This window comes from Streptomyces sp. NBC_00539 (assembly GCF_036346105.1).
GTDB lineage: Bacteria > Actinomycetota > Actinomycetes > Streptomycetales > Streptomycetaceae > Streptomyces.
In genome coordinates this window covers 4,220,135-4,245,566 of record NZ_CP107811.1, presented here as the reverse complement: position 1 = coordinate 4,245,566, position 25,432 = coordinate 4,220,135, and the positions used below count along the sequence as shown (strand labels likewise).

23 protein-coding genes are annotated in these 25,432 nt (G+C 72.6%); 8 read left to right on the top strand and 15 right to left on the bottom strand.

Annotated features, from left to right (window positions below; all coding sequences use genetic code 11):
* The first annotated feature begins 158 nt into the window (after positions 1-158).
* Entirely contained in the window at positions 159-722 is a 564-nt protein-coding gene (locus OG861_RS19095) for a GtrA family protein (RefSeq protein WP_329195764.1), read from the top strand.
* Positions 723-747: 25 nt separating this feature from the next.
* Here the strand turns inward: OG861_RS19095 and OG861_RS19090 are convergent, their stop codons facing one another.
* Together OG861_RS19090 and OG861_RS19085 are read right to left on the bottom strand one after the other, a co-directional pair.
* A complete protein-coding gene (locus OG861_RS19090; protein WP_329195766.1) occupies positions 748-2,013 on the bottom strand; it encodes an ATP-binding protein in 1,266 nt (421 codons plus the stop codon).
* Between the two features lie 49 nt (positions 2,014-2,062).
* Positions 2,063-2,740, bottom strand: coding sequence for a response regulator transcription factor (locus OG861_RS19085; protein ID WP_329195768.1), 678 nt, complete (start codon positions 2,738-2,740; stop codon positions 2,063-2,065).
* A gap of 502 nt (positions 2,741-3,242) precedes the next feature.
* On the opposite strand from OG861_RS19085, the gene OG861_RS19080 reads away from it, so the two are divergent.
* The gene (locus OG861_RS19080; RefSeq protein WP_329195769.1) at positions 3,243-4,769 is read left to right on the top strand and encodes a peptide MFS transporter; all 1,527 of its coding nucleotides are present in this window, start codon (positions 3,243-3,245) and stop codon (positions 4,767-4,769) included.
* 81 nt (positions 4,770-4,850) lie between these two features.
* Here the strand turns inward: OG861_RS19080 and OG861_RS19075 are convergent, their stop codons facing one another.
* The 9 genes from OG861_RS19075 to hutU form a co-directional block, all read right to left on the bottom strand.
* Positions 4,851-5,201: a hypothetical protein gene (locus OG861_RS19075; RefSeq protein ID WP_329195771.1), complete on the bottom strand. Its 351-nt coding sequence runs from the start codon at positions 5,199-5,201 to the stop codon at positions 4,851-4,853.
* Positions 5,202-5,327: 126 nt separating this feature from the next.
* Positions 5,328-6,599: a hypothetical protein gene (locus tag OG861_RS19070; RefSeq protein WP_329195773.1), complete on the bottom strand. Its 1,272-nt coding sequence runs from the start codon at positions 6,597-6,599 to the stop codon at positions 5,328-5,330.
* 14 nt (positions 6,600-6,613) lie between these two features.
* Entirely contained in the window at positions 6,614-7,684 is a 1,071-nt protein-coding gene (locus OG861_RS19065) for a hypothetical protein (protein ID WP_329202237.1), read from the bottom strand.
* 17 nt (positions 7,685-7,701) lie between these two features.
* Positions 7,702-8,814: a hypothetical protein gene (locus OG861_RS19060; RefSeq protein ID WP_329195775.1), complete on the bottom strand. Its 1,113-nt coding sequence runs from the start codon at positions 8,812-8,814 to the stop codon at positions 7,702-7,704.
* Positions 8,815-8,831: 17 nt separating this feature from the next.
* The gene (locus OG861_RS19055) at positions 8,832-9,524 is read right to left on the bottom strand and encodes an LPXTG cell wall anchor domain-containing protein (RefSeq protein WP_329195777.1); all 693 of its coding nucleotides are present in this window, start codon (positions 9,522-9,524) and stop codon (positions 8,832-8,834) included.
* A gap of 149 nt (positions 9,525-9,673) precedes the next feature.
* Positions 9,674-10,867, bottom strand: coding sequence for an imidazolonepropionase (gene hutI, locus OG861_RS19050; protein ID WP_329195779.1), 1,194 nt, complete (start codon positions 10,865-10,867; stop codon positions 9,674-9,676).
* A gap of 17 nt (positions 10,868-10,884) precedes the next feature.
* On the bottom strand, positions 10,885-12,225 hold the full coding sequence (locus tag OG861_RS19045) for a formimidoylglutamate deiminase (RefSeq protein ID WP_329195781.1): 1,341 nt from the start codon (positions 12,223-12,225) through the stop codon (positions 10,885-10,887).
* A complete protein-coding gene (locus OG861_RS19040; RefSeq protein ID WP_329202239.1) occupies positions 12,216-13,406 on the bottom strand; it encodes an allantoate amidohydrolase in 1,191 nt (396 codons plus the stop codon). Before OG861_RS19040 ends, OG861_RS19045 begins: the two co-directional genes overlap by 10 nt.
* Positions 13,407-13,483: 77 nt before the next feature.
* Positions 13,484-15,169 (bottom strand): urocanate hydratase, encoded by a 1,686-nt coding sequence (hutU, locus tag OG861_RS19035; RefSeq protein ID WP_329195783.1) that lies wholly within the window; start codon positions 15,167-15,169, stop codon positions 13,484-13,486.
* 104 nt (positions 15,170-15,273) lie between these two features.
* On the opposite strand from hutU, the gene OG861_RS19030 reads away from it, so the two are divergent.
* Positions 15,274-16,662 (top strand): diaminopimelate decarboxylase, encoded by a 1,389-nt coding sequence (locus OG861_RS19030; protein ID WP_329195785.1) that lies wholly within the window; start codon positions 15,274-15,276, stop codon positions 16,660-16,662.
* Between the two features lie 92 nt (positions 16,663-16,754).
* Here OG861_RS19030 and OG861_RS19025 read toward each other — a convergent pair whose 3' ends face one another.
* On the bottom strand, positions 16,755-17,597 hold the full coding sequence (locus OG861_RS19025; RefSeq protein WP_329195787.1) for a MurR/RpiR family transcriptional regulator: 843 nt from the start codon (positions 17,595-17,597) through the stop codon (positions 16,755-16,757).
* Between the two features lie 145 nt (positions 17,598-17,742).
* On the opposite strand from OG861_RS19025, the gene OG861_RS19020 reads away from it, so the two are divergent.
* Positions 17,743-18,132: a hypothetical protein gene (locus OG861_RS19020; protein ID WP_329195789.1), complete on the top strand. Its 390-nt coding sequence runs from the start codon at positions 17,743-17,745 to the stop codon at positions 18,130-18,132.
* A gap of 453 nt (positions 18,133-18,585) precedes the next feature.
* On the opposite strand, the gene OG861_RS19015 is transcribed toward OG861_RS19020, so the two are convergent.
* On the bottom strand, positions 18,586-19,971 hold the full coding sequence (locus tag OG861_RS19015) for a cystathionine beta-synthase (RefSeq protein ID WP_329202241.1): 1,386 nt from the start codon (positions 19,969-19,971) through the stop codon (positions 18,586-18,588).
* Between the two features lie 131 nt (positions 19,972-20,102).
* Here OG861_RS19015 and OG861_RS19010 point away from each other — a divergent pair, with 131 nt between their 5' ends.
* From OG861_RS19010 to OG861_RS19000, 3 genes are all read left to right on the top strand, one after another.
* On the top strand, positions 20,103-21,230 hold the full coding sequence (locus OG861_RS19010) for an SGNH/GDSL hydrolase family protein (RefSeq protein ID WP_329195790.1): 1,128 nt from the start codon (positions 20,103-20,105) through the stop codon (positions 21,228-21,230).
* 179 nt (positions 21,231-21,409) lie between these two features.
* Positions 21,410-22,630 carry an acetyl-CoA C-acetyltransferase gene (locus OG861_RS19005; RefSeq protein WP_190187660.1) on the top strand — a complete coding sequence of 407 codons (1,221 nt, stop codon included), beginning with the start codon at positions 21,410-21,412 and terminating at the stop codon, positions 22,628-22,630.
* Positions 22,631-22,881: 251 nt separating this feature from the next.
* On the top strand, positions 22,882-23,715 hold the full coding sequence (locus OG861_RS19000; protein WP_330261982.1) for a hypothetical protein: 834 nt from the start codon (positions 22,882-22,884) through the stop codon (positions 23,713-23,715).
* On the opposite strand, the gene OG861_RS18995 is transcribed toward OG861_RS19000, so the two are convergent.
* A complete protein-coding gene (locus OG861_RS18995) occupies positions 23,699-24,058 on the bottom strand; it encodes a hypothetical protein (RefSeq protein WP_329195794.1) in 360 nt (119 codons plus the stop codon). The genes OG861_RS19000 and OG861_RS18995 overlap by 17 nt on opposite strands.
* Positions 24,059-24,156: 98 nt before the next feature.
* Here OG861_RS18995 and OG861_RS18990 point away from each other — a divergent pair, with 98 nt between their 5' ends.
* Positions 24,157-24,387, top strand: coding sequence for a DUF4287 domain-containing protein (locus OG861_RS18990; RefSeq protein WP_136213617.1), 231 nt, complete (start codon positions 24,157-24,159; stop codon positions 24,385-24,387).
* Between the two features lie 171 nt (positions 24,388-24,558).
* Here the strand turns inward: OG861_RS18990 and OG861_RS18985 are convergent, their stop codons facing one another.
* The gene (locus OG861_RS18985) at positions 24,559-25,407 is read right to left on the bottom strand and encodes a Bax inhibitor-1/YccA family protein (RefSeq protein WP_329195798.1); all 849 of its coding nucleotides are present in this window, start codon (positions 25,405-25,407) and stop codon (positions 24,559-24,561) included.
* Positions 25,408-25,432 lie beyond the last annotated feature (25 nt).

Sequence of the window (25,432 nt, the reverse complement as noted above, 5' to 3'; positions counted from 1 at the left end):
ACGCAGCCGGGGGGCGGCACTTACCATGGACGGGCGACGAGATTCGGTTGACGGATACGTGTGACGCAGAAGACTGTGCGCCGAGACGTGGGTTCGTCGACGACGAGTGACGCCTCCCGCACGCAGGGCGGCGACGACGGACAGGACTGATCCATCACATGAGCACGCCGAAGAACGCCCCCGCCCTCGAACGCATACGCGGTATGGCCCGGGAGGTCGCCAAGTTCGGGGCGGTCGGCGGGCTGGGCGTGCTGGTGAACATGGGCGTGTTCAACCTGATCCGCAGCACGACCGACCTCCAGGTGGTGCGCGCCAGCGTCATAGCGACCGTGGTGGCCATCGCGTCGAACTACCTCGGCTTCCGCTACTTCGCCTACCGGGACCGCGCCGACAACAGCAGCCACACGCGCACGCGCGAGCTGACGCTGTTCGCCGCGTTCAGCGTGATCGGCCTGGTCATCGAGAACGGCGTGCTGTACACCGCCACCTACGGGCTCGGCTGGGACGGCTCGCTCGCGACGAACTTCTTCAAGTTCACCGGTATCGGCATCGCCACGATCTTCAGGTTCTGGTCCTACCGCACGTGGGTGTTCAAGGCGCTGCCCACGCCCGCCGCGGCCTCGCTGGTCGTCGAACAGCGCGACGGGCAGCCCGCCACGGCGACGCCGGCGACGCCGGCGGCGCCCCTCGCGCCGGAGCCGGCCGCCACGCCGGTCCGCTAGCGGTACCGGCCCTGCGCGGGATCCGCTAGCGGACCGGACGCTCGGGCTCCGTCGTCGCGGGCGCCGTCCGGCTGAGGAACAGGGCGAACACCGGCGGCTGCGTCTGGAGCAGCTCCAGGCGGCCGCCGTCCGCCTCCGCGAGGTCACGGGCGACGGCGAGGCCGATACCGGTCGAGTTGCGGCCGCTGATGGCCCGCTCGAAGATCCGGTTGCCGAGGTCGGGCGGAACGCCGGGGCCCTCGTCCGTGACCTCCAGCACCGCCTGGTTGCCGATGACCCGCGTACGCAGCGCCACCGTGCCGCCACCGTGCATCAGCGCGTTCTCCACGAGCGTGGCCAGCACCTGGGACACCGCCCCCGGCGTGCCCACGGCCCGCACGCCCGTCTTGCCCGAGCGCACGATGGCCCGCCCGGCGCTGCGGTAGGCCGGCCGCCACTCCTCCACCTGCTGCTTGACGACCTCGTCCAGGTCGAAGGGGACCGCCGAGCCGGTCCGCGGGTCGCGGGAGTTCGTCAGCAGCCGCTGCACCACGTCCGTGAGCCGCTCCACCTGGGTCAGGGCGATGCTCGCCTCTTCCCGTACGGTCTCCAGGTCGTCGGTGACCGTGATCTCCTCCAGCCGCATCGACAGGGCCGTCAGCGGGGTCCGCAGCTGGTGCGAGGCGTCGGCGGCCAGGCGCCGCTCGGCGGTGAGCATCCGGGCGATCCGCTCGGCGCTGGAGTCCAGTACGTCCGCCACCCGGTCCAGCTCGGGGACCCCGTAGCGCTTGTGGCGGGGCCGCGGGTCGCCGGAGCCGAGCCGTTCCGCCGTCTCGGCGAGGTCGGTGAGCGGTGAGGCCAGCCGGTTCGCCTGGCGGACGGCGAGCAGGACGGCCGCCACGACGGCCAGCAGCGCCACCGCGCCGACCACCACCAGGGTCCGTCCGACCTCCTTGGTGACCGTGGAGCGGGACTCCTCGACCACCACCACCTCGCCCTGCTCCCCGCGGGCGGTGCCGCGGATGACGCTGTCCGGGATCCGCTCTCCCACCTCGACGGGCGGCCGGCCGGGAACGGTGATGCGGGCGTACCTGCCCATGTCCAGCTGGTCGGCCAGCGCGTCCGCGTCGACCGGCTTGCCCTCCAGGACGTCCGTCTCGACGATGCCCACCAGCCGCAGCGCCTCCGACCCGATGCGGTCCTGGGCGCTGCTGGTGATGGTCCGGGTCTCCACGATGACCAGGGAGACCCCGAACACGGCGATCACGACGAGCACCACGGCGAGCGTGGAGTTGATCAGACGGCGGCGCATGGCTCGGTCCGCACCCGGTTCTCGCTCGGCTCTTCTTCCGGCTCTTCGTTCAGCTCTTCTCGAAACGGAAGCCGACGCCCCGGACGGTCGCGATGTAGCGGGGGTTCGCGGCGTCGTCGCCCAGCTTCTTGCGGAGCCAGGAGATGTGCATGTCGAGGGTCTTGGTCGAGGACCACCACGTGGTGTCCCAGACCTCGCGCATCAGCTGGTCGCGGGTCACGACCCGGCCCGCGTCACGGACGAGGACCCGCAGGAGGTCGAACTCCTTCGCGGTGAGCTGGAGCTCCTCCTCGCCCATCCAGGCCCGGTGCGACTCGACGTCGATCCGCACCCCGTGGGTGGCCGGCGTCTGCGAGGCCTCGTTCGCACCGCGCCGCAGCAGGGCCCGTACGCGCGCCAGCAGTTCGGCGAGCCTGAACGGCTTCGTCACGTAGTCGTCGGCGCCCGCGTCCAGGCCGACGACCGTGTCGACCTCGTCCGCGCGGGCGGTCAGCACCAGGATCGGGAACCCGTGCCCCTCCGCGCGCAGTCGTCGGGCCACCTCCAGGCCGTCCATGCCGGGCAGGCCCAGGTCCAGGACGACGAGGTCGACGCCGCCCTGCAGCCCCGCGGCCAGGGCGGTGGGGCCGTCCTCCCGGACCTCGACCTCGTACCCCTCCCGGCGCAGGGCGCGGGCCAGGGGCTCCGAGATGGATGCGTCGTCCTCGGCGAGCAGTACACGCGTCATGTGGGTGATGGTAGTCCGCGGCGACCGGATCGTGGGCCAGCCCGGACACCCCTGCCGATCTGCGCTTATGGACTACCGGCCGCCTTCGAATATGGTCGAACGGTTCCCGGGCCGCCTGTGATCCATGTCTCAAGTCCTTCCATATGCGGCGGTGTCGTGTCGTATGGTGGCGAGACGCCTGATGCACTACCCAGGGGACCTTTGTGCCGAAAACGGCCGAGGGTCTCCCCTTCTGTCCTGGGTGGATCGGCAGCTTGATGCGTACACGTGTCAAGTGGTGCCCCGTCCGCCCCGGATGAAGTGAATGACCTAGGGGCCGGGCCCTCGCGTGAAGGATGCGCGCAGGGCGTGGATCCCGGTTACGGACCTTCCTTCGCTCCCACTTCGTGGGGCGGGACCCCGAGGCGTGGGGTGGGCGGTCCGTCGCCGGTGCCGGCCACCCCCCACCGGACGCTGTTGAGCTCACGAAGCCAGGCGCCCGAATCAAAAGCAAGGATCGACCATGGCTTCCAGCCTGACGAAGGAATCGGCGGCTCCGGCCGCCGAGAAGACCTTCTTCGGCCACCCCCGTGGCCTGGCCACTCTGTTCATGACCGAGATGTGGGAGCGCTTCAGCTTCTACGGCATGAAGGCCCTTCTTCTCGTTTACCTGATCTCGGGTGGCCCGGACGCCAAGAAGGGCAGCCTGGGCGGCGGCATCGGCATGGACGAGGGCACGGCGATCGCCGTCTTCTCCATCTACGTCTCCATGGTCTACCTGCTCGCCATGCCGGGCGGCTGGCTGGGCGACCGCGTCTGGGGTCCGCGCAAGACCGTGACGGTCGCCGCCGTGACGATCATGTCCGGCCACGTCATCCTGGCGCTCCCCGGACAGGCGACCTTCTACGCCGGTCTCGCGCTCGTCGCGATCGGTTCGGGCCTGCTCAAGGCCAACATCTCCACCATGGTCGGTCAGCTGTACAAGGACGCGGACGACCCGCGCCGCGACGGTGGCTTCACGATCTTCTACATGGGCATCAACGCGGGTGCCTTCTTCGCCCCGCTGGCGATCGGCACCGTGGGCCAGAAGGTCAACTGGCACCTGGGCTTCGCGATGGCGGCCGTCGGTATGGGCATCGGCCTCCTCGTCTTCCTGCTGGGCACCAAGCACCTGAACCCCGTCAGCTCGGTCGTCCCCAAGCCGCTGTCCGCCGAGGAGCGCACCTCGTGGCTGCGCAAGGTCGCGGTCTCGGTCGCCGTCGTGGCGGTCTTCTACACCGCCCTCGGCGTCGCCGGCATGTTCACCAAGGCGTGGGCGACCATCCCGCTCACCCTGGTCGGTCTGATCGTCCCGACCGCCGTGCTCGTGCGCATCAAGCGGGACAAGGAACTGGACCGCGGCGAGCAGTCGAAGATGACCGGCTACATCTGGTTCTTCGTGGCTGCCGCGGCCTTCTGGATGATCTACGACCAGGGCGCTTCGACGGTCCAGGCGTTCGGTGAGACGAAGGCCTCCGGCTCGCTGCTCGGCTTCGAGTTCCCCTCCTCGTGGTACCAGTCGCTGAACCCGGTCTTCATCATGGCGCTGGCCCCGGTCTTCGCCTGGATCTGGCTGTGGCTGAACCGCAAGGGCAAGGAGCCCACCACCGTCGGGAAGTTCGCCGCCGGCCTGTTCTTCATCGGCGTCTCGTTCTTCTTCTTCCTGCTGCCGGTCGCCATGTCCTCCAACGGCCAGCTGGTCAGCCCGATGTGGCTCGTGGGCATCTACCTGATCCAGACGGTCGGCGAGCTGTGCATCTCCCCCGTCGGCCTGTCGGTCACCACGAAGATGGCCCCGCGCAAGTACGCGTCGCAGATGATGGGCGTCTGGTTCCTGGCGGTGACGGCGGGTGACTCGATCACCAGCCTCCTGTCGGACCCGTCCGTCTTCGGCGTGGACCTCAACGGCACCGGTGCCGTGGCGATCGAGGCCACCTTGGCCACGCTGGCCGCCCTCGCGGTGTTCATGTACCGCAAGAAGGTCAAGGAACTCATGGGCGACGTGCGCTGACGCACCCTCCCTCGCACGTGGAGGGCCCGGCACACCGGAAGGTGTGCCGGGCCCTTCGGCCTTCCCGGACCGCTCCGGCGCTCAGGCGCCCTGCGTCTCGGACTTGAAGCCCACGAGGAACGACTTGAACCCGCAGCCCACCTTGGCCTTGCTTCCCGTCGGGGTCCAGTGGCTGTGGTAGGTGCGGCGGACGACGTGCTCGCGGACGCCCTGGACCGTGTCACAGATGATCACCGCGCGGTGCCGGGCGCCGGAAGGCAGCCGTCCCGAGCAGGCCGATGTGACGTTGGGGCGGCCCCAGCGGTCCATGTCGGCGGTCGCCTTGCAGGCGCCCTTGGCTGCCACGGCCGGTACGGCGACCGCCGGCGCGGCGCCGGCGATGCCGAACGCAGCAGCGGCGGCCACCGCCACGAGCACGGACGTGAATGTCATGAGCTGCCCCTCGTTCGCCGGTCCGGCGGATGAAAACCGCATATCCGCCGAACCGGACGCTAGCAAGCAGGAACGATCACCCCCAAGGGATCCCGTCGGGCATGACACGAAGGGCGGACAGCGGGGTCAGCGGTTGCCGCGCAGGCGGCGCCAGGGGGTGAAGGTGAAGACCGCGGCGCCGAGCAGGATGACCGTGCCGGCGACCAGGCCGAGGGCCTTGAGGCCGCCGCCGTCCTCCGCGCCCGTCTCGGCGAGGCCGCCCGAGGCGGCGGAGCCGCTGGTGGTGCTGCCGGTGGTGGACGGCGAGCCGGAGCCGCCGGGCTGGGCGGTGGTGTCCAGCTCCAGCGAGACGCCGCTGCTGGTGGCCTTGCAGGGGACGTTGATCGGCGTGGCACCCGGGGCCATCGTGACGTCGATCGTCAGCTGGTCCGGGCTGAGCGTCACCTTGCCGGTCTTGCCGGGCTTGTAGGTGCCGGTCATGTCGCTGAGGCTGACCGGGGCCTTGTCCGGGATCGGCTCCGCGTTGGCCGGGCCGGTGACCTTGACCGTGCCGCTGTCGGCCCCGCCGAGCTTGATGTCCATCGAGGGCTTGAGGGCGCCCGCCGGGAGGGCCATGGGGCTGGCCATCGCGCCCTTGGCGGTCTTGACGGTGAGGTCGTAGCCGCTGCCGTTCTTCTTCGCGTTGACGGTGACCGGGGTCTTGATGCCGCCGGGGACGACGGCGCCGCAGTCGAAGGCCACTTCGACGGGCTTGCCGGGGAAGTCGGTCTGGCCGCCGGTACCTCCGGTGCCTCCGGCGGTGGAGCCGCCCGTCGTGCCTCCGGTGGTCGTACCGCCGGTCGTGGTGCCACCGGTGGTCGAGCCGCCCGTGGTGCCGCCACCGCCCTCGGTGACCTTGATGGTGGCGCCGACCCCCGCAGCCTCCTGCGGGGAGCACTTCGTGATGAAGCCGCTGAAGTCCACGTCGTACTTGCCCGGCGTGATGGTGACGTCGCCCGCCTTGGTCAGCTTGACCTTGCCCTTCATGTCGGACATGACCATGGGGGCCTTCTTCGGGATGGGCGGGTTCTTCCGCTCCCCCTCCAGCTTGACCTCCGCGCTGAGCGCGCCGCCGAGCTTCACGTAGCCGGTGGGCTTGACGGTGTCCTTGCCCAGGTCCATGAGGTCGGTGTTGTTGGAGGCCGGTTTGACGGTCTTCCACACCACCTCGACCTCGTCGCCGACCTTCGCGGTGGCGGGCGCGGTGAGGGAGACGGTGGTGGTGCCCTGGACCGGGCCCCCACCGCCCGCGGGCGGGATGCACTCCACCTTGTAGGAGACGTCGGCCGCCTGGGCGGGGGCGGCCGCCAGCAGGATGCCCGCGCCGCCGAACAGCAGCGCGACAGCGGCCGCGCTCACCCTCCGTTGGGTCTTCACGAATGTCCCTTCGTCGTCGGACTGTTCTCAGACGGTGCGGATGTCTGCGGTGCACGTGGTGCGTGTGGTGCGTGTGGTGTCGGTGCTGCGGGTGGTGCGTCTGTTTCCGGCGCGGTGTCCGGGGTGAACCACGGCAGTACCGCCGTGGGGGCTTCGGCGGCCGCCGCCGTGGCGGCCGGGGCGGGGCGCGGGACCGGCGTGCCGCGCGGGCGGACCCGGTCGACGACGGCCATGCCGAGGCGGAAGACGGCCGTCGGGACCACCACCAGCAGCAGGGCCCAGAACAGCAGCACCCCGTACGGGCGCCCCACGCCCCAGGGCTGCGTGGCCACCACCTCGTCCCCGTACTTGAGCGAGACCGTGTAGTCCCCGTGCGCACCCGCGGCCAGGCTCACGTCCAGCCGGACCTCCGCCTTGCCGCCGGGCGCGATGGTGCCCTTCCAACGGGCCTCTTCCCACAGGGGCGCGTACACCCCGTGCGAGGTGCCGAGCTGGAAGACCGGGTCCTTGACCGGGGCGGAGCCGAGGTTGCCGACGGTGACCGTGAACTTCCGCGTGGGCGGGGCCCCGAACCAGGTCAGGACCCCGTCGTCGCCCTCCAGCCGGACCCCGGTGAGCAGTGCGAGGCGGCCCGTGCCGGACTCGGCGGGCAGCTCGGCCACGGGGTGGTCGGTGATCTTGAGCGGCAGGGCGACGGTGGACTGGTCCCCGTTGACGGAGGTCACGTTCACCACGCAGGGACACGGCTTGGGCGGCCCCACGACGGGGAGCCGCGCGGTGAAGTGCCCGTCGTCGCCGACCGCGACGGCCACCCCGTCGGCATTGGCGCAGCTGTTGGTGCCGCCGATCATGTTCTGTCCGCAGATCAGCAGCATCACCAGCGTCCCGGCCCGCCAGCCGGTGCCGGTGACGGTGAGGCCGGCGCCCTTGGCGGCCTCCTGGAGCGAGAGCGCGGCGGCGGGCTTGCCCTCCGCGGCCACGGCGGCCGGCGCGGCCGCAGGGAGCAGCGCCAGGGCCATCACCGCCAGCCCCGCCGTGAGCAGGGCCGTGATCCGGGCGCGGGCCATCCCGCCGTCGTGGGCGCTCACCTGGACGCTCCCGTCAACTGTCGGCTCCGCTCGTCCGGTCGGGGTGGGGGTGCGGGGTCCTCGCGGAGGTCCCGCGACCGGCGGTTGCGCCGGGTCCGTACGAGGAGCAGGGCGGCCGCGGTCGTCCCGCCGAGGGCGAGGAGGCCGAGGCCCGTTCGGGCGGCGGGGGAACGGGGCAGGCACCACGCGGAGGCGGCTGCGGTGGCCCGGGCGGCGCCGGGGGCGGTGACGGTGAGCGTGAGGCGGACGCGGTCGAACTGCGGGGCGCCGGGCCAGGGTTCGGTCAGCCCGATGCGCCGGCCGGGCAGCAGTTCCACGGGGAGGGCGTGCGGGGCGCGCCCGGGGACCTCGCCGAAGCTGCCGTCGGCGCGGACCGCGAGGGTGGGGGTGAGGGGGACGTTGCCCCGGTTGACCAGGGTGTACGTGATGACCTCGGCCCCGGCCCGGCCCCGTACGGCGACGTCCTCGACGGTCAGGGCCGCCACGGCCGGGCCGCCGACGCGCAGGTGGACCCGTACGGCCACCTCGCGGCCGGCTCGGGCCGCTTGGGCGACTTCGCCGGCTTGGGCGGTCTGGCCGGCTTCGGTGGCTTCGGTGACGACCAGCGCGGCCGGGTGGTCGCCGGGCGGGGAGCCGGACGGGAGGGTGACCGTGAAGGGCACGACCGCGCGCGCACGGGCGGGGAGCCGGACGGCCGCGCCCCGGCCGAAGCTGATCCAGGATCCTGCGCCGGAGCCGGAGCCGCCGTCCGGGCCGGGTTTCGCCGCGGGCCGTACGGCGAACGCCCCGTCGGCGGTGTCGTAGGCGTCGGCCCCGCGCAGGGTGACGGTGTGCTCCTGGTCGGTGGGGTTGGCCAGTGCCAGGCTGTCCTCCAGCACCGTGCCGGGGGCGCCGGCGAGGTAGAAGTACGGGCGTACGGCGGCGCCCGCACGGCCCGCGGCCGGCTCGGCGGTCCAGCCGGGTCCGTCGGCGGCGTCTACGGCGGCGGCCCGCGCGGGCACCCCGCCGAGCAGCGCGGCCAGCGTCAGGAGGGCGAGGCCCAGCCGCCCGGGGGCGCGACGCCGGGGCGGGAGCGGCCGGCGGGGCCGGCGGGCGTGGGGCACGGGCATGGGCGGGGCCGCTCCGTTCAGGGCCGGGTCCGCTGGACCCGCCGGCCCCGCCGGGTCAGCCAGAGCACGCCGGCCGCGCCGGAGAGCAGCACCGTGGCGCCGAGGGTGCCGAGCGCGATGGCGGAGTCGGCGGGGCCGGTCTGCGGGAGGGTGTCGGGGGCGGGCTCCTGCTGCGCCCCGCCGGCGGCCGTCACGTCGAGTTCCAGGGACGGCTTGGGGCTGTTGCCGGGGGTGCAGGTGGTGGTGGTGCCCATCGCCTTGATGGTGAGCACACCGGCGGTGAAGGTGACCTTGCCGCTCTTCTTCGGGGTGTAGGTGCCCGAGAGGTCGGAGATCTTGATGGGGGTGTCGGCGGGTACGGCCTCGGAGTTCGCGGGGCCGGTGACCGGTACCGACACCTTCTCGGCGCCGTCGGTCTGCAGGACGGCGCTGGGGTTCATCGCACCCTTGCCGAGCTCGATGGGGCTGGAGGAGACGCCCTTCTGGAAGGACATCGTCAGCTTGTAGGCGTCCCCGTCCTTGACGGCCTTGACGTCGATGGGTGAGACCGCCGACTTGTCCCCGATGGGGGTCTGGCAGTTGTACGCGACGTCGACCACGTCGGCGTGGGCCGCGGGGGCGGCCGCCAGCAGGGCGGCCGCCGATCCGGCCACCGCGCACAGCAGGGCGGGGACCGGTGCGAGCGTGGTGGAACGTTTCCGGTTGGACACCTTCGTCTTCCCCTCGGACCACAAGTTACTGACGCAACATCAGATCGGTGGCTCAAGGTACGCCCGGGGCCTTATGGAGGGAAGACAAAGGACGAGGGTGTTCGAGCGGGGCGCCGCACCGGTTTTCAGGCGGTGCCGCGCCCCGTTCCTCAGGCGGCGCGCACGCCCCGCTGCCAGACGGCGGAGACCAGCGGGACGCCGGGCCGGTAGGCGAGGTGGACGTGGCTGGGGGCCTCCAGCAGGGCCAGGTCGGCGCGGGCGCCGGGGGTCAGGACGCCGATGTCGGTGCGGCGCAGGGCGCGGGCGCCGCCGGCGGTGGCCGACCAGAGGGCCTCGTCGGGGGTCATCTTCATGTCCCGGACGGCGAGCGCGATGCAGAACGGCATGGAACTCGTGTACGAGGAGCCGGGGTTGCAGTCGGTGGACAGGGCGACGGTGGCGCCCGCGTCGAGGAGCCGACGGGCGTCGGGCCACTGGGCGCGGGTGGAGAACTCGGCTCCGGGGAGCAGGGTCGCGACGGTGGCGGCGCTCTGGGCGAGGGCGTCGACGTCGGCGTCCGTGAGGTGGGTGCAGTGGTCGGCGGAGGCGGCTTCGAGTTCGACGGCGAGCTGGACGCCGGGGCCGTGGGAGAGCTGGTTGGCGTGGATGCGCGGGATGAGCCCGGCGGCGGCGCCGGCGGTGAGGATCGCGCGGGCCTGGTCGCCGTCGAAGGCGCCCTTCTCGCAGAAGACGTCCACCCACCGGGCGTGCGGGGCGCAGGCCGTGAGCATGTCGCCGGTGACGAGGTCGACGTAGGCCGCCGGGTCGTCGGCGTAGTCCGGGGAGACGATGTGCGCGCCGAGGTAGGTGACCTCCTCGGTGTGCGCGGCGGCGATGCGCAGCGCGCGGGCCTCGTCCTCGACGGTGAGGCCGTAGCCGGACTTGGTCTCGAAGGTGGTGGTGCCCTGGCGGCGGGCCTCGTCGAGGTGGCGCAGCAGGTTGGCTTCGAGTTGCGCGTCGGTGGCGGCACGGGTGGCGGCGACGGTGGTGCGGATGCCGCCGGCGGAGTAGGCGCGGCCCGACATGCGGGCGTTGAACTCGGCGGTGCGGTCGCCCGCGAAGACGAGGTGGGAGTGGGAGTCCACGAAGCCGGGGATCACGGCCCGGCCGGCGGCGTCGAAGGCGTTGTCGGTGGCGGGTGCTTTGCTTGATTCACCGACCCAGGCGATGCGGTCGCCGTCGATGACGACCGCCGCGTCCTGGATCAGTCCGAGGGGGGAAGCGTCACCGAGGGAGGGGTCGTTCGTGACCAGGTTGGCGATGTTGGTGATGACCGTGGTGCTTGCGGTGTTCAGGGTGCTCATGGTGTTCAGGGGCTCCTTCAGCCGCGTACGGCCGCGATCGACTCGGCGAGGGCTGCGGGGACGTCCGGGACCAGGGTGTGCACCCCGTCCCGTACGAGGTGACGGCCGCCCACGACCGTGTGGCGCACGTCCGCCGCGGAGGCGGCGAATACGGCCGTCTCGGCGCCCAGTCGGGGCAGCGGCCCCGCGGTCCTGACGGAGTCCAGGGCGATCGTGGTGAAGTCGGCGAGGGCGCCGGTCTCCAGGCGGCCCGCGTCGGGGCGGCCGAGGGCGGCGTGACCGTCGGCGGTGGCGGCGGTGAGCAGGGCGTTCGCCGTCCAGTGGCCGCGGGTGCGGCTGCTGAGGCGTTCGTTCAGCTCCATCGCCCGGGCCTCCTCCAGCAGGTCGATCACCGCGTGGCTGTCGCTGCCGAGGGAGAGGGGGCTGCCCGCCTGCTGGAGCGGGCGGGCGGGGCCGATGCCGTCGGCGAGGTCGCGTTCGGTGGTGGGGCACATGCAGGTGCCGGTGCCGGTTCCGCCGAGGAGGCCGATGTCCAGGTCGGTCAGGTGCGTGTTGTGGACGCCGGTGGTGCGGGGGCCGAGCACGCCGTGTTCGGCGAGGAGCTCCGTGGGCGTGCAGCCGTGGGCGGCCTGGCAGGCCTCGTTCTCCGCCGTCTGCTCGGAGAGGTGGACGTGCAGCGGGGCCCGCTGTTCGTCGGCCCAGCGGGCCACCGTGGCGAGCTGGCCCGCGGGTACGGCGCGGACCGAGTGGACGGCCGCGCCGATCAGGGCGTGCTCGCGGGGGCGCAGGGCGCTGACGCGCTCGGCCCAGGCGTCGGCGGTGCCGTCGGAGAAACGGCGCTGGTGGGCGTTCGGCTCCTGGCCGAAGCCGGCGGAGAGGTAGGCGGTGTCCAGGAGGGTGATCCGGATGCCCGCGGCGGCCGCCGCCTCGATCAGGGCCTCGCCCATGGCGTTCGGGTCGGCGTAGGGGGTACCGCCGGGCGCGTGGTGGAGGTAGTGGAACTCGCCGACGTTGGTGATGCCGGCCAGGGCCATCTCCGCGTACACCGCCCGCGCCAGCGCGAAGTACGTGTCGGGGGTGAGGTTCTGGGCGACCTGGTACATGAACTCGCGCCAGGTCCAGAAGGTGCCGCTGCCGACCTGGACGAGGGAGCGCAGGGCCCGGTGGAAGGCGTGGCTGTGCGCGTTGGCCAGGCCGGGGAGGGTGAGGCCCCGCAGGGCCTGTGCGCCGCGCGGCGGGGCGTGGACGCCGCTGGCGAGCCCGGCGATCCGGCCGTCCTCGGACACCTCCAGGGCGACGCCCGGCTCGACGTGGGTGCCGAGCCAGGCGTGTTCCAGCCAGTACGTCTTCAACGGCACGCGAGACCTTCCAGTACGTCGGCGAGGGCGAGGACTCCGGCGACGCAGTCGTCCTCGGCGGCGAACTCCCGCGGCGAGTGGGAGACGCCGGTGGGGTTGCGTACGAACAGCATCGCGGTCGGGACGGCTGCGGAGAGGATTCCGGCGTCGTGTCCCGCCCCCGTGCCGAGGACGGGGACGGCCCCGCCCAGGATCCGGTTCAGTTCGTCGCGCAGCGCGTGCTCGAACTCCACGACGGGGGTGAAGGACTCCCGGACCACGGCCAGGTCGATGCCGTCCTGCTCCGCGCGCTCGTGGGCGGCCTTCTCGATGGCGGTGACGACCGTGTCGAGGGTGGCCTGGTCGGCGGCGCGGGAGTCGAGCCAGCCCCGTACGAGCGAGGGGATGGCGTTGACCCCGTTGGGCTCGACCGCGATCTTGCCGAAGGTGGCGACGGCCCCGGCGAGGGCCGCCTCGGTGCGGGCGGCCAGGACGGTCGCCGCGTACGTGAGCATCGGGTCGCGCCGGTCCACGAGACGGGTGGTGCCGGCGTGGTTGGCCTCGCCCCGGAAGTCGAAGCGCCAGCGCCCGTGTGGCCAGATCGCGGAGGCGATGCCGACGCGGTCACCGGACAGGTCCAGGGCCCGTCCCTGTTCGACGTGCAGCTCGACGAAGGCGCCGATCCGGGCGAGGCGCTCGGGGTCGGCCCCGATCGCGTCGGGATCGTATCCGGCGGCTTCCATGGCCCGGGGCAGGCTCACGCCCTCCCCGTCGCGGAGCGCGTGCGCCTTCTCCTTGGTCAGCTGCCCCGCGGTGAGCCGGGAGCCGACGCAGGCGAGACCGAAGCGGGCCCCTTCCTCGTCGCCGAAGTTGGTGATGGCCAGCGGCCTGGAGAACTCCGCACCCCTGTGGCGGAGTTCGTCCAGGGCCGCGAAGGAGGACACCACGCCGAGGGGGCCGTCGAAGGCGCCGCCGTCGGGGACGGAGTCCAGGTGCGAGCCGGTGACGACGGCGTCCCCCGCGAGGGGGTCGCCGAGCCAGGCCCACTGGTTGCCGTTGCGGTCCGTCTCGTACGTGAGCCCGCGGGCCAGAGCCTGCTCCTGGAACCAGGTCCGGCAGTCGGCGTCCGCGCCGGTCCACGCGTAGCGGCGGTACCCGCCCGTGTCCGCGTGGCGGCCGATGGGGGCGAGTTCGTTCCACATGCCGTGGAAGGAGCGGGCGCCGCCGGGCGCCGCCGGGGCCGGGGCTCCGGCGGCGCCGTGGTCGGGGGTGTGCGAGGTCACGCGTCGTCGCCCTCGCGCATCGGGACGCGCACGCCGCGCTCGTCCGCCACCGTCTCGGCGATGTCGTAGCCGGCGTCGACGTGGCGGATGACGCCCATGCCGGGGTCGTTGGTCAGGACGCGGCGGATCTTCTCGCCGGCGAGCTTGGTGCCGTCGGCGACCGAGACCTGGCCCGCGTGGATCGAGCGGCCCATGCCGACGCCGCCGCCGTGGTGGATGGAGACCCAGGAGGCGCCGGAGGCGACGTTGACCATGGCGTTGAGCAGCGGCCAGTCGGCGATCGCGTCGGAGCCGTCGAGCATGGCCTCGGTCTCGCGGTACGGGGAGGCCACCGAACCGCAGTCGAGGTGGTCTCGGCCGATGGCGAGCGGGGCCGCCAGCTCGCCGGAGGCGACCATGTCGTTGAAGCGCTCACCGGCCTTGTCGCGCTCGCCGTAGCCCAGCCAGCAGATCCGCGCGGGCAGGCCCTGGAAGTGGACGCGCTCGCCGGCCATCTTGATCCAGCGGTGCAGGGACTCGTTCTCGGGGAAGAGCTCGAGCATCGCCTTGTCGGTCTTGTGGATGTCCGAGGCCTCGCCGGACAGGGCCGCCCAGCGGAAGGGGCCCTTGCCCTCGCAGAACAGGGGCCGGATGTAGGCGGGGACGAAACCGGGGAAGGCGAAGGCGCGGTCGTAGCCGGCCAGCTGGGCCTCACCGCGGATGGAGTTGCCGTAGTCGAAGACCTCGGCGCCGGCGTCCATGAAGCCGACCATGGCCTCGACGTGCTTGGCCATGGACTCGCGGGCGCGGGTGGTGAAGCCCGCCGGGTCCTTGGCCGCGTAGTCGGCCATGTCGTCGAAGGCGACGCCGGTCGGCAGGTAGGCGAGCGGGTCGTGGGCGGAGGTCTGGTCCGTCACGATGTCGATCGGGGCGCCCTCGGCGAGCATCTGCGGCAGCAGGTCCGCCGCGTTGCCGAGCAGGCCGATGGAGAGCGGCTTGCGGGCGTCGCGCGCCTCGACCGCGAGCTGGAGCGCGTGCCGCAGGTTGTCGGCCTTCACGTCCAGGTAGCGGTGCTCGATGCGCCGCTCGATGGCGCGCGGGTCGACGTCGATGCAGATCGCGACGCCGTCGTTCATCGTCACGGCGAGCGGCTGGGCGCCGCCCATGCCGCCGAGGCCGGCGGTGAGGGTGATGGTGCCGGCCAGGGTGCCGCCGACCCCTCCCTTACCGATCGAATGCAGCTTGGCGGCGACGGCCGCGAAGGTCTCGTAGGTGCCCTGGAGGATGCCCTGGGTGCCGATGTAGATCCAGGAGCCGGCCGTCATCTGCCCGTACATGGTCAGACCGAGGTGCTCCAGACGGCGGAACTCCTCCCAGTTGGCCCAGTCACCCACGAGGTTGGAGTTGGCGAGCAGGACGCGCGGCGCCCACTCGTGGGTCTGCATCACGCCGACCGGGCGGCCGGACTGGACGAGCATCGTCTCGTCCTGCTTCAAGGTGCGCAGGGTGCGGACCATCGCGTCGTACGAGCGCCAGTCACGGGCGGCCTTGCCGGTGCCCCCGTAGACGACGAGCTTGTCGGGGTGCTCGGCGACCTCGGGGTCGAGGTTGTTCTGCAGCATCCGAAGGGCGGCTTCCTGCTGCCATCCCAGGGCGCTGAGCTCGGTGCCTCGCGCGGCACGTACGGGGCGGGGTCCTGACATGGCGGGTGCCTCCTCCGATGTTGGTCAATCCATTCACATCCTCGCTGCATGAATAGATCCAGTCAACAGCTGCGGGCCACCGCGCCGGATGATGGGATGCGGACATGGCTTGCGACAGTGCTTCCCAGAGGACCTCCGACGGGGCCTACGACCGGCCGGCGCACTCCGCCGCCCGGCGGCGCGACCTGGCCGTCAGGGCCGCCGTGGAACAGGGCCTGGTGGGCGGGGCGGAGACGGCGCAGCCGCTGGTCTGCCTCCTGGACATCGCCGGGATCCGCGCCGCCGCCCAGGCCCTGACCAGCGCGTTCGCCTCGGAGCTCGCGCCGGGCACGCCCGTCCTGCACGCCTTCGCGGTGAAGGCCGCCCCCCTGGTCCCGGTGCTGCGGCTGCTCGCGGACGAGGGGATCGGCTGCGAGGTGGCGAGCCCCGGGGAGCTCGCGCTGGCCCGGGCGGCCGGGGTGGCGCCGCAGGCCACCGTCCTGGACTCCCCCGCGAAGACGGTGGCGGAGCTGCGGGAGGCCCTCGCCCTCGGCATCGCCGTCAACGTCGACAACCGGCAGGAGCTGGAGCGGCTGGACGCCCTGGTGTCCGCGGCGCCGCCCCGCTCGCCGGTCGGCGTACGGGTCAACCCGCAGACGGGCGCCGGCACGATCGACGCGCTCTCCACGGCGACCGCCACCTCCAAGTTCGGCGTCCCGCTGCGCGATCCGGGGGCCCGCGCCTGGCTGGTGGAGGCCTACCGGGCCCGGCCGTGGCTGACCCGGCTGCACGCCCACTCCGGGTCGCAGGGCGTCCCGTTGGCCCTGATCGCGCAGGGCGTACGGGAACTGCACGCGCTGGCGCAGGAGATCAACGCCGCCGTCGGCCGGCGCCAGGTCGACACCCTCGACATCGGCGGCGGCCTCCCGGTCAACTTCGCCTCGGACGCCACCGCCCCGACGTACGCCGAGTACGTGACGGCGCTGCGGGAGGCCGTCCCCGCCCTGTTCGACGGCGGCTACGGCCTGGTCACCGAGTTCGGGCGGTCCCTGTTGGCCGAGCAGGGGCTGATCCTGGCGCGGGTCGAGTACACGAAGGCGACGGGCGGCCGCCGCATCGCGGTGACCCACGCGGGGGTGCAGCTGGCCACCCGCACGGTGTACGCCCCGGCGTCCTGGCCGCTGCGGATCCTCCCGTACGACACCAAGGGCATCCCGCTGACCGGCCCGCCGCTGGCCCAGGACATCGCGGGCCCGGCCTGCTTCGCGGGGGACCTGCTGGCGACGGCCCGGGAGCTGCCGGAACTGTCGCCGGGCGACCTGATCGGGGTCCCCGACACCGGCGCCTACTTCTTCACCGCCCACTACGGCTACAACAGCCTGCCCCGACCGGCGGTCCACGGTTTCACCCTGACCGCCTCCGACGACGTCCGCTTCGCCCTGGCCCGGCCGGCCCAGCCGCCGGCCTCACTCGTCGAGGAGGCGGGGGGCGGGCAGCGGGACGCGCTGCTGTGAGGGGGGCGGGGTTCCGTGGGGGGCGGGCCGCTGGGTGACGCGGGGGCTCCCTTCCCCCACTCCCGCCCCACGGACGCCGGGGCTCCCTTGCCTCACTCCACGAACAACCCCCGCGACGCCGCCCGCGCGTCGAAGGCCTCCAGGCGGGACTGGGCGTCGGGGAGGGCGTCGGCCATGGCCTCCAGGAGGACCCGGCCCAGCAGCATCGGGGCGCACGCGGTGTCGAAGGCCAGGCCCGTGCCCACCGGGGCCGGGATCAGCAGGTCCGAGTGGCGCGCCACCGGGGCGAAGGCGGAGTCGGCGACCGTCACCACGGTCAGCCCGGCCGCCCGCCCGTGGTCCAATGCCTCGACCACCTCGCGCGGATGCCGGGGCAGCGCGAAGCACAGCATCGCCGAGGCCCCGGCCGTCACCGCCGCGTCGATCCGGTCGGCGAGCATCGAACCGCCCTCGTCGAGCAGCCGTACGTCCGGGTGCACCTTGGCGGCGAAGTACGCGAAGCCCCTGGCCTGCGAGGACGCCGCGCGCAGGCCCAGCACCGGCAGCGGGCGGGACCCGGCGAGCAGCCGGCCCGCCTCCTGGACGGGGGCGGGGTCGGAGAGCATGGCCGAGAGCCTGCGCAGGTTCTCGATCTCCCCCTGGACGGCCTGCTGGTACTCGTTGTACGGGTCCTCCCGGCCGCCCTCCGGCCGCTCGGCCGGGGCCACCTCGCGCAGGTGGCGGCGGAGCGCCGGGTACCCGTCGAAGCCGAGCGCCACCGCGAAGCGGGTCACCGACGGCTGGCTGACCCCGGCCAGTTCCGCGAGCTCCACGCTCGACAGGAAGGGCACTTCCGCGGCGCCCCGCACCATGCAGTGCGCGATCCGCCGCTGGGTCGGCGTCAGCCGGTGTCCCTCGAACAGCTTCTGCAGCCTCGCGGCCGGGCTGTCGCTCATCCCGTCCCCTCCGTCCCCGTACCGGTGAATATTCAGTCACCGAGCACTCTGCATGTGGTTATGCAGGACGGCAAGCCGCGGGCCGCTCCGCGAGACGGGGGCTAGCCCCAGTGCCGGGGAGCGCGGGGGTTCCTACGGTGGGCGCATGGAGCGCCAGGAGCTGAAGAAGGAACTCGACGCGACGTTGGACGCGCGCCGGGAGCTGGGGTCGGAGTACGAGGCCGCGCTGGTGGACTCGTTCGTCGACAAGATCCACACGCAGGTCAGACGCCGACTGGCGGAGGACCGGCTGGCGACGGCCCGCGGCGATGACCCCGCCGGGTCCTCGCTCGACGTCGGCGGCTTCGGTGAACGGTTCGGATTCGCCGTCATCACGCTGGTGCTGGCGGTCCCCCTGACGGCCATCGCCGCCGCCCAGGCCCACCTGGCCGGACTGCTCGTCGCCTGGGCGGGCGTCGTGGCGGTGAACTTCGCCCACACCACCAAGCGGCTCCCCCGCCGCGGCCGCCCGGCGGGGGCCGGCACGGGCGCCTGACCCGCGGGGGCGCACCCCGCGGGTCAGGCGCGTGGCGCCCCGGAACCGAACCGGGCCCCGGAAAAGAGGAGAGCGCGGGAACCGCCGCACCCCCGGTTGCCCGGGGGGCGGGACGACGGCGGTTCCCGCGCGGGACACGGGCCGGGTCAGGGCCGTCCGCGTCCATGGCGTTCACGCGGTCCGGGAGCCGCTCCGGAGGTACGCCAACGCCGTTCGGTGGTGCCGGCCGGGGCTCTTGCCGCTCCCCTGCCGACAACCACCACTGTGCCGGAGCCGTGTTAAGCCGGTGCTGCCGTCACGTGTCGGGCCCGTACCGATCGGGCGACGGGCCGGACGAGGGACGACATCGGCCGGGCCGGCGGCCGGGCACACAGCCCGACCGACAGCCCGGCCGGCCCCCGGCGGCCGTCACCCGGCGAACCGCTGACCGCTGACCGCTGACCGCTGACCGGCCTACTTGCCCGACTTCGCGAGGAACGCGAGCAGGTCCTGGCGGCTGACGACACCCGTCGGCTTGCCCTCCACCAGCACGATCGCCGCGTCCGCCTCGCCCAGTACCGCCATCAGCTCGGCCACCGGCTCACCCGAGCCGACCTGCGGCAGCGGCGCGCTCATGTGCTTCTCGAGCGGGTCGCCCAGCGAGGCCCGCTGCGCGAACAGCGCCGCCAGCAGCTCCTTCTCGACGACGGAGCCGATCACCTCGGCCGCCATCACGTCCGGGTGACCGGCGCCCGGCTTGACGATCGGCATCTGCGAGACGCCGTATTCGCGCAGCACCTCGATGGCCTCGCCGACCGTCTCCTCGGGGTGCATGTGGACCAGGGACGGGATGCCGCCCTCCTTGTCCGCGAGCACGTCCCCGATGCGCGCCGAGGGGCCCGCCTCTTCCAGGAAGCCGTGCCCGGCCATCCACTCGTCACTGAAGATCTTGCTCATGTAGCCGCGGCCGCTGTCCGGCAGCAGGACGACGACGACGTCGTCCGGGCCCAGGCCCTCGGCCGCCTTCAGGGCGGCGACGACCGCCATGCCGCAGGACCCGCCGACGAGCAGGCCCTCCTCCTTGGCGAGGCGGCGCGTCATCTGGAAGGAGTCCTTGTCGGACACCGCGATGATCTCGTCGGTGACGTTCGGGTCGTAGGCGGTCGGCCAGAAGTCCTCGCCGACGCCCTCGACCAGGTAAGGACGGCCCGAGCCGCCCGAGTACACGGAGCCCTCCGGGTCGGCGCCGATGACCTTGACCTTGCCGCCGGACACCTCCTTGAGGTAGTTGCCGGTGCCCGAGATCGTGCCGCCCGTGCCGACGCCGGCCACGAAGTGGGTGATCTTCCCGTCCGTCTGCTCCCACAGCTCGGGACCGGTGGTCTCGTAGTGCGAACGGGGGTTGTTCGGGTTGCTGTACTGGTCGGGCTTCCAGGCGCCCGGCGTCTCGCGCACGAGGCGGTCGGAGACGTTGTAGTACGAGTCCGGGTGCTCGGGATCGACGGCGGTCGGGCAGACGACCACGTCGGCGCCGTACGCGCGCAGCACGTTGATCTTGTCCAGGGACACCTTGTCAGGGCAGACGAAGATGCACTTGTAGCCCTTCTGCTGGGCCACGATGGCGAGTCCTACACCGGTGTTGCCACTGGTCGGCTCCACGATGGTGCCGCCGGGCTTGAGGGCACCGCTCTGCTCGGCGGCCTCGATCATCCGGACGGCGATCCGGTCCTTCACGGATCCACCGGGATTGAAGTACTCGACCTTCGCAAGGACGGTGGCCTGCAGGCCTTCGGTCACACGGTTGAGCTTCACCAGCGGGGTGTTGCCGACGAGGCTGATCATCGAGTCGTGGAATTGCACCATGTTCTCCAAGGAGGGGACTCCACGGGTTCTCCGGGAGGTCCGGCCAGAGTATGCGGAAAGGGATTGGCTGACCGGCTCTACGGGGCAGGAAGGTCATCGGGACCGGCAGGAAAGCGAGGTGCCCAACGGTGTCCAGGGCGAGGACGGCCCGCCGGATCGCGGCGGGCGCGGCGTACGGAGGGGGCGGCCTCGGGCTGCTCGGAGTCGCCACGGTGGGGCTCGTGCTGGCGGAGGTCCAGTTCGCCAAGCGCACGGTGGGCACCGGCCTGCCCGATCCGCCCCGCGCGGACGGGGTGTACGGGAGCGAGTTCGGTGGTCCCGAGCTTAGTCCCGGTCCGCTGCGGCTGGGCATGCTGGGCGACTCCACGGCCGCCGGTCTCGGAGTCCGACGGGCACGGCAGACGCCGGGCGCCCTGCTGGCCTCGGGCCTGGCGGCGGTGGCCGAGCGGCCGGTGGAGCTGCGCAACGTGGCCCTGTCGGGAGCGATGTCGGACGACCTCGACCGCCAGGTGGGCCTGCTGCTGGACGGTGACGCCCCGGCTCCCGACGTATGCGTGATCATGATCGGCGCGAACGACGTGACCCGCCGGATGCCGCCCACCCAGTCGGTCCGGCTGCTGACCGCGGCGGTGCGCAGGCTGCGGCTGGCGGGCGCCGAGGTCGTCGTCGGCACCTGCCCGGACCTGGGCACGATCGAACCGGTCTACCAGCCGCTGCGCATGCTGGCCCGCCGGGCTTCGCGCCAGCTGGCGGCCGCCCAGACGATCGGCGTGGTCGCGCTGGGCGGCCGTACGGTGTCGATGGGCGACCTGCTGGGCCCGGAGTTCGCGGCGAACCCGCGCGAGATGTTCGGCCCGGACTCCTACCACCCGTCGGCGGAGGGGTACGCGACCGCCGCCATGGCCGTCCTGCCGACCCTGTGCGCGGCGCTGGGGCTGTGGCCCGGGTCGGACCGCCTCGACGTGTCCCGCGACGAGGACCTGCTGCCGGTGGCGAAGGCCGCCTCCGCCGCGGCGGGCGAGGCGGGCACCGAGGTCACCCCGGCGCGCGGCCCGTGGGCCCTGCTCAAGCACCGGCGGCGCCGGCGGGTCCCCGAGTCGGAGCCCATCGGCCAGCCGGCCGAGCCGGCGGAGGTGGCCGGTACGGGCGTGACGGGCGTAACGGGCGGGGCCACGGGAAGTACGGGAACCACCGGGAGCACAGGAGCCACGGGGGCCACCGACAGCACGGACGACGCCCCGGTTTCCAGCCCCTGATCCCGCCCTGCCCCGCCGCCGGGCGGGATGCCGCGGGCGCGGCCGTCCCCCCGGCTCCCCCGGCCCGCGGCGCCGGTGCGGTCCTCATCACACCGCGAGGCCGGTGACCTCGACGGTACGGGCCGGTAACTTCACATGCTGGTCCGGTACGAGCCGCAACGCACCCCCTTGGAGCCCCGATGCCCGAAGCAGTCATCGTTTCCACCGCCCGCTCGCCCATCGGGCGCGCCTTCAAGGGGTCCCTCAAGGACGTCCGCCCGGACGACCTGACCGCGACGATCATCCAGGCCGCCCTGGCGAAGGTCCCGGAGCTGGACCCGCGCGACATCGACGACCTGATGCTGGGCTGCGGCCTCCCGGGGGGCGAGCAGGGCCACAACCTGGGCCGCATCGTCGCCGTGCAGATGGGCATGGACCACCTGCCGGGCTGCACGATCACCCGTTACTGTTCCTCGTCCCTCCAGACCTCCCGCATGGCCCTGCACGCCATCAAGGCGGGCGAGGGCGACGTGTTCATCTCGGCGGGCGTCGAGATGGTCTCCCGCTCCGTGAAGGGCTCCTCCGACGGCCTGCCCGACACCCACAACCCGCTCTTCGCCGACGCCGAGGCCCGTACGGCCGCCGTGGCGCAGAGCGAGGGCGCGTCCTGGCACGACCCGCGCGAGGACGGCCTGATCCCGGACGCGTACATCGCGATGGGGCAGACCGCCGAGAACCTGGCCCGGCTCAAGGGCGTGACCCGCCAGGACATGGACGAGTTCGGCGTGCGCTCGCAGAACCTCGCCGAGGAAGCCATCAAGAACGGGTTCTGGGCACGCGAGATCACCCCGGTCACCACCCCGGACGGCACGGTCGTCTCCACGGACGACGGCCCGCGCGCGGGCGTCACGCTGGAGGGCGTACAGGGCCTCAAGCCCGTCTTCCGCCCCGACGGCCTGGTGACGGCCGCCAACTGCTGCCCGCTGAACGACGGCGCCGCCGCGCTCGTCATCATGAGCGACACCAAGGCGCGGGAGCTGGGCCTGACCCCGCTGGCCCGGATCGTCTCCACCGGCGTGACCGGCCTGTCCCCCGAGATCATGGGCCTGGGCCCGGTCGAGGCCTCCAAGCAGGCCCTCAAGCGGGCCGGCCTGACGGTCGGCGACATCGACCTGTTCGAGATCAACGAGGCGTTCGCCGCGCAGGTCATCCCGTCCTACCGGGACCTGGAGATCCCGCTGGAGAAGCTGAACGTCAACGGCGGGGCCATCGCCGTCGGTCACCCGTTCGGGATGACCGGCGCGCGCATCACCGGCACGCTGATCAACAGCCTCCAGTTCCACGACAAGCAGTTCGGCCTCGAGACGATGTGCGTGGGCGGTGGCCAGGGCATGGCCATGGTCATCGAGCGCCTGAGCTGAGCCGTGACCCGGCCGTTCGCGGCCGGGTTTCAACCCCGTCGCGGCCGACCTGTGACCGAATCTCCCCCAGGATGTGACCTATGTCCTGGGGGATCGGCATTTCCCCAGGTCAGGGAAGTGCGTCAGACCACCGGGGGACCTATGGCCTGTCCAATTCATGACGTAATGCACTGCATGCCATTCCCAGCACACGGCAAGCTGATGTAGGAAGTCGGGGGATCGAATCAACCAGGAGTTAGTCAGTGAGCGCCATGTCTCTTGCCCTGCTGCTGACCACGGCCGCTGCCACGGCCGTGGGCGCCGCTGCGCTGCACGCCGTACACGGTCTGCGTAAGCAGGTCACGGCCCTGCGCGGCGAGCTGGCGATGTCGGCCCACCCGCGCGGAGCGACCGTGCCGCACGCCCGCAGCGCCGTGGAGTCCCCCGCCGCCGAGATACGAGCCGCCGTCGCCGAAGCCCTCGCCGAGGAGCGGGAGCGGGAGCTGGCCGAAGCGCGGGCCTTCTGGGCCGCGCAGGAGGCCCGCGACGCCGCCGACGCCTCGCCGAGCTTCGCCGGAGAGGCCCCGACCTCGCTGCTGGGCGGCCTGCCCGGTCTCGGCGAGGACAGCCCGCTCTTCCTGCCCCGGCAGGCGGACCTGGTGGGGCTGGAGCCGGTCCTCGGCGAGGACCTCCTGGACGACTACCCCGAGGACTCCGCCGAGCTGGCCGCGGCCCGCCGGCGTCACCCCTCGCACCCCGACTTCGTACCCGTCCAGGCCCCGCACCCGGGCGTGGACCACGAGCGCACCGTCAGCCGCCTGGAGGAGCTCGCGGAGGCCCGTACGGCCCTCGCGGACGTCCGGCCCGGGCCGCTGGGCACGCTGGACGTGTACGTCTTCGCCGACGGCACCACGCTCTGCATGACCCCGGGGCACCGGGAGACCGCGGAGCGGCTGGCGGAGGCCCTGCGCTCGGGCACCGCGCCGGTCCTGCTGGGCGGCTCGGGGATCTCCGGCGCCTACGCCCTCACGTTCTCCTGCGGGGACTCCGAGGACCCGGACAGCAACGTCTACATCCTCGCGGACCGCGTCATCGCATCGCTCTGAGTTCCGCCTGCTCCACCAGCCGCACGGCCTCGTCCAGAATCTCGGACGGGGCCGTTCCGCTTTCCCCCTCGCGGACGCCGCGCAGCGCCTCGGCGAGGTCCTGGCCGGTGACCGCCACCTGGTCGCCGACCACGAAGACGCCCTCGTCCGGCACGACGCGCGCCGGAGCCGCCCCCCGGGGGTCCCGGGCCGCGTCCTCCAGCCGCTGGGCCCGCGAGGCCAGTTGGCGGGCCAGTTCCAGCGCCTCGGCGGCGGCGCCGCGCTGGAGCCGGCTCTGCGGAGCGGACCGCAGCCGGTCGGCGAAACGTTCGACGGCGGCGGTCAGGGGCGAAGTATCGAGCACCCGGCCGACCTTACGCGCCGCCCCGGCGCCATTGCCAACGGGCGAACCCTGAGGCACGGTGTCGTGAAGAGAACAAGGCGATACCTCCGGAGGCGCCCATGTCCGTAGAGTTCTCGGAGCAGACACACCGCAACATGATCGACAGAATTCCCCTGACCACCGGTCGTGAAGTGTCCGACTGGCTGCGCACCGTGGACGACGGCCCCTCCCTCGTCCGGTTCGAGGAGAAGGTCAGCTGGCTTCGCGGCGCGCACGACCTCTCGTACGGCCAGGCGAAGGCGATCATCCACGAGTACGACCTGCGCAGGGCCGCCCGCAGACTCGGCTGAGCCGCTGCCCCCCGACCAGTCCCCCGACCGACCCCCGACCGTGGCGCTTCGCTCCGCAGCGCTGGATCCGTACCGTTTCACGACGCGGGAAGGCCCCGCGAGCACAGTCGCTCGCGGGGCCTTCCTCTGCCGGGGCTCCCGGGCTGCCGGGGCAGCCGGAACCGGCCGGCCCTAGTCGTCGCCGGAGAGGATCTGGAACAGGCGCAGCAGCTCCAGGTAGATCCACACCAGGGTCAGGGTGAGGCCGAAGGCCGCCAGCCAGGACTCCTCGCGCGGGGCGCCGTAGGCGATGCCGTCCTCGACCTGCTTGAAGTCCATGGCGAGGAAGCACGCGCCGAGGATCACACCGACGACGCCGAACAGGATGCCGAGGCCGCCACTGCGGAAGCCGAGGCCGTCGCCGCCCCCGAACAGGGAGAACAGCAGGTTCACGACCATGAGCAGCATGAAGCCCATGGCGGCGGCCATCACGAAGCCGGTGAAGCGGCGCGTGACGCGGATCCAGCGCATCTTGTACGCGAAGAGCACGGCCGCGAAGACGCACATCGTGCCCAGCACGGCCTGTATGACCACGCCCGCACCGATGTAGGTGCTGGTGGCCGAGCTGATGACGCCGAGGAAGACGCCCTCGAAGGCCGCGTACGCCAGGATCAGCGCGGGGACCGGGGTGCGCTTGAACGACTGGACGAGCGCCAGGACCATCGCGACGAGCGCGGCGCCGATGGCGATGCCGTACGACTTGTTGATGTTCGCCGGGTCGACGGGCAGCGCGATCCAGGAGATGACCGCGGTGAGCACCACGGTGCCGAGCGTCATGGCCGTACGGCTCACGACGTCGTCCATGGTCATCACGTGGGCGCGCGCCGGCGCCTGCGGCATGCCGGTGACGGCGTCCGCGGCATAGGGGTTCGTCGCGTACGGGTTGGTCGCGGTCCCGGCCTGCTGCGCGTCAAAGCCCGCGTAGCCGCCGGTGTCGCGGCTGAACCCCCGTCGCGAGAAGACCGGGTTACTGCTCCTCATCTCACTCCTCCGTAGGCCGCGGGAC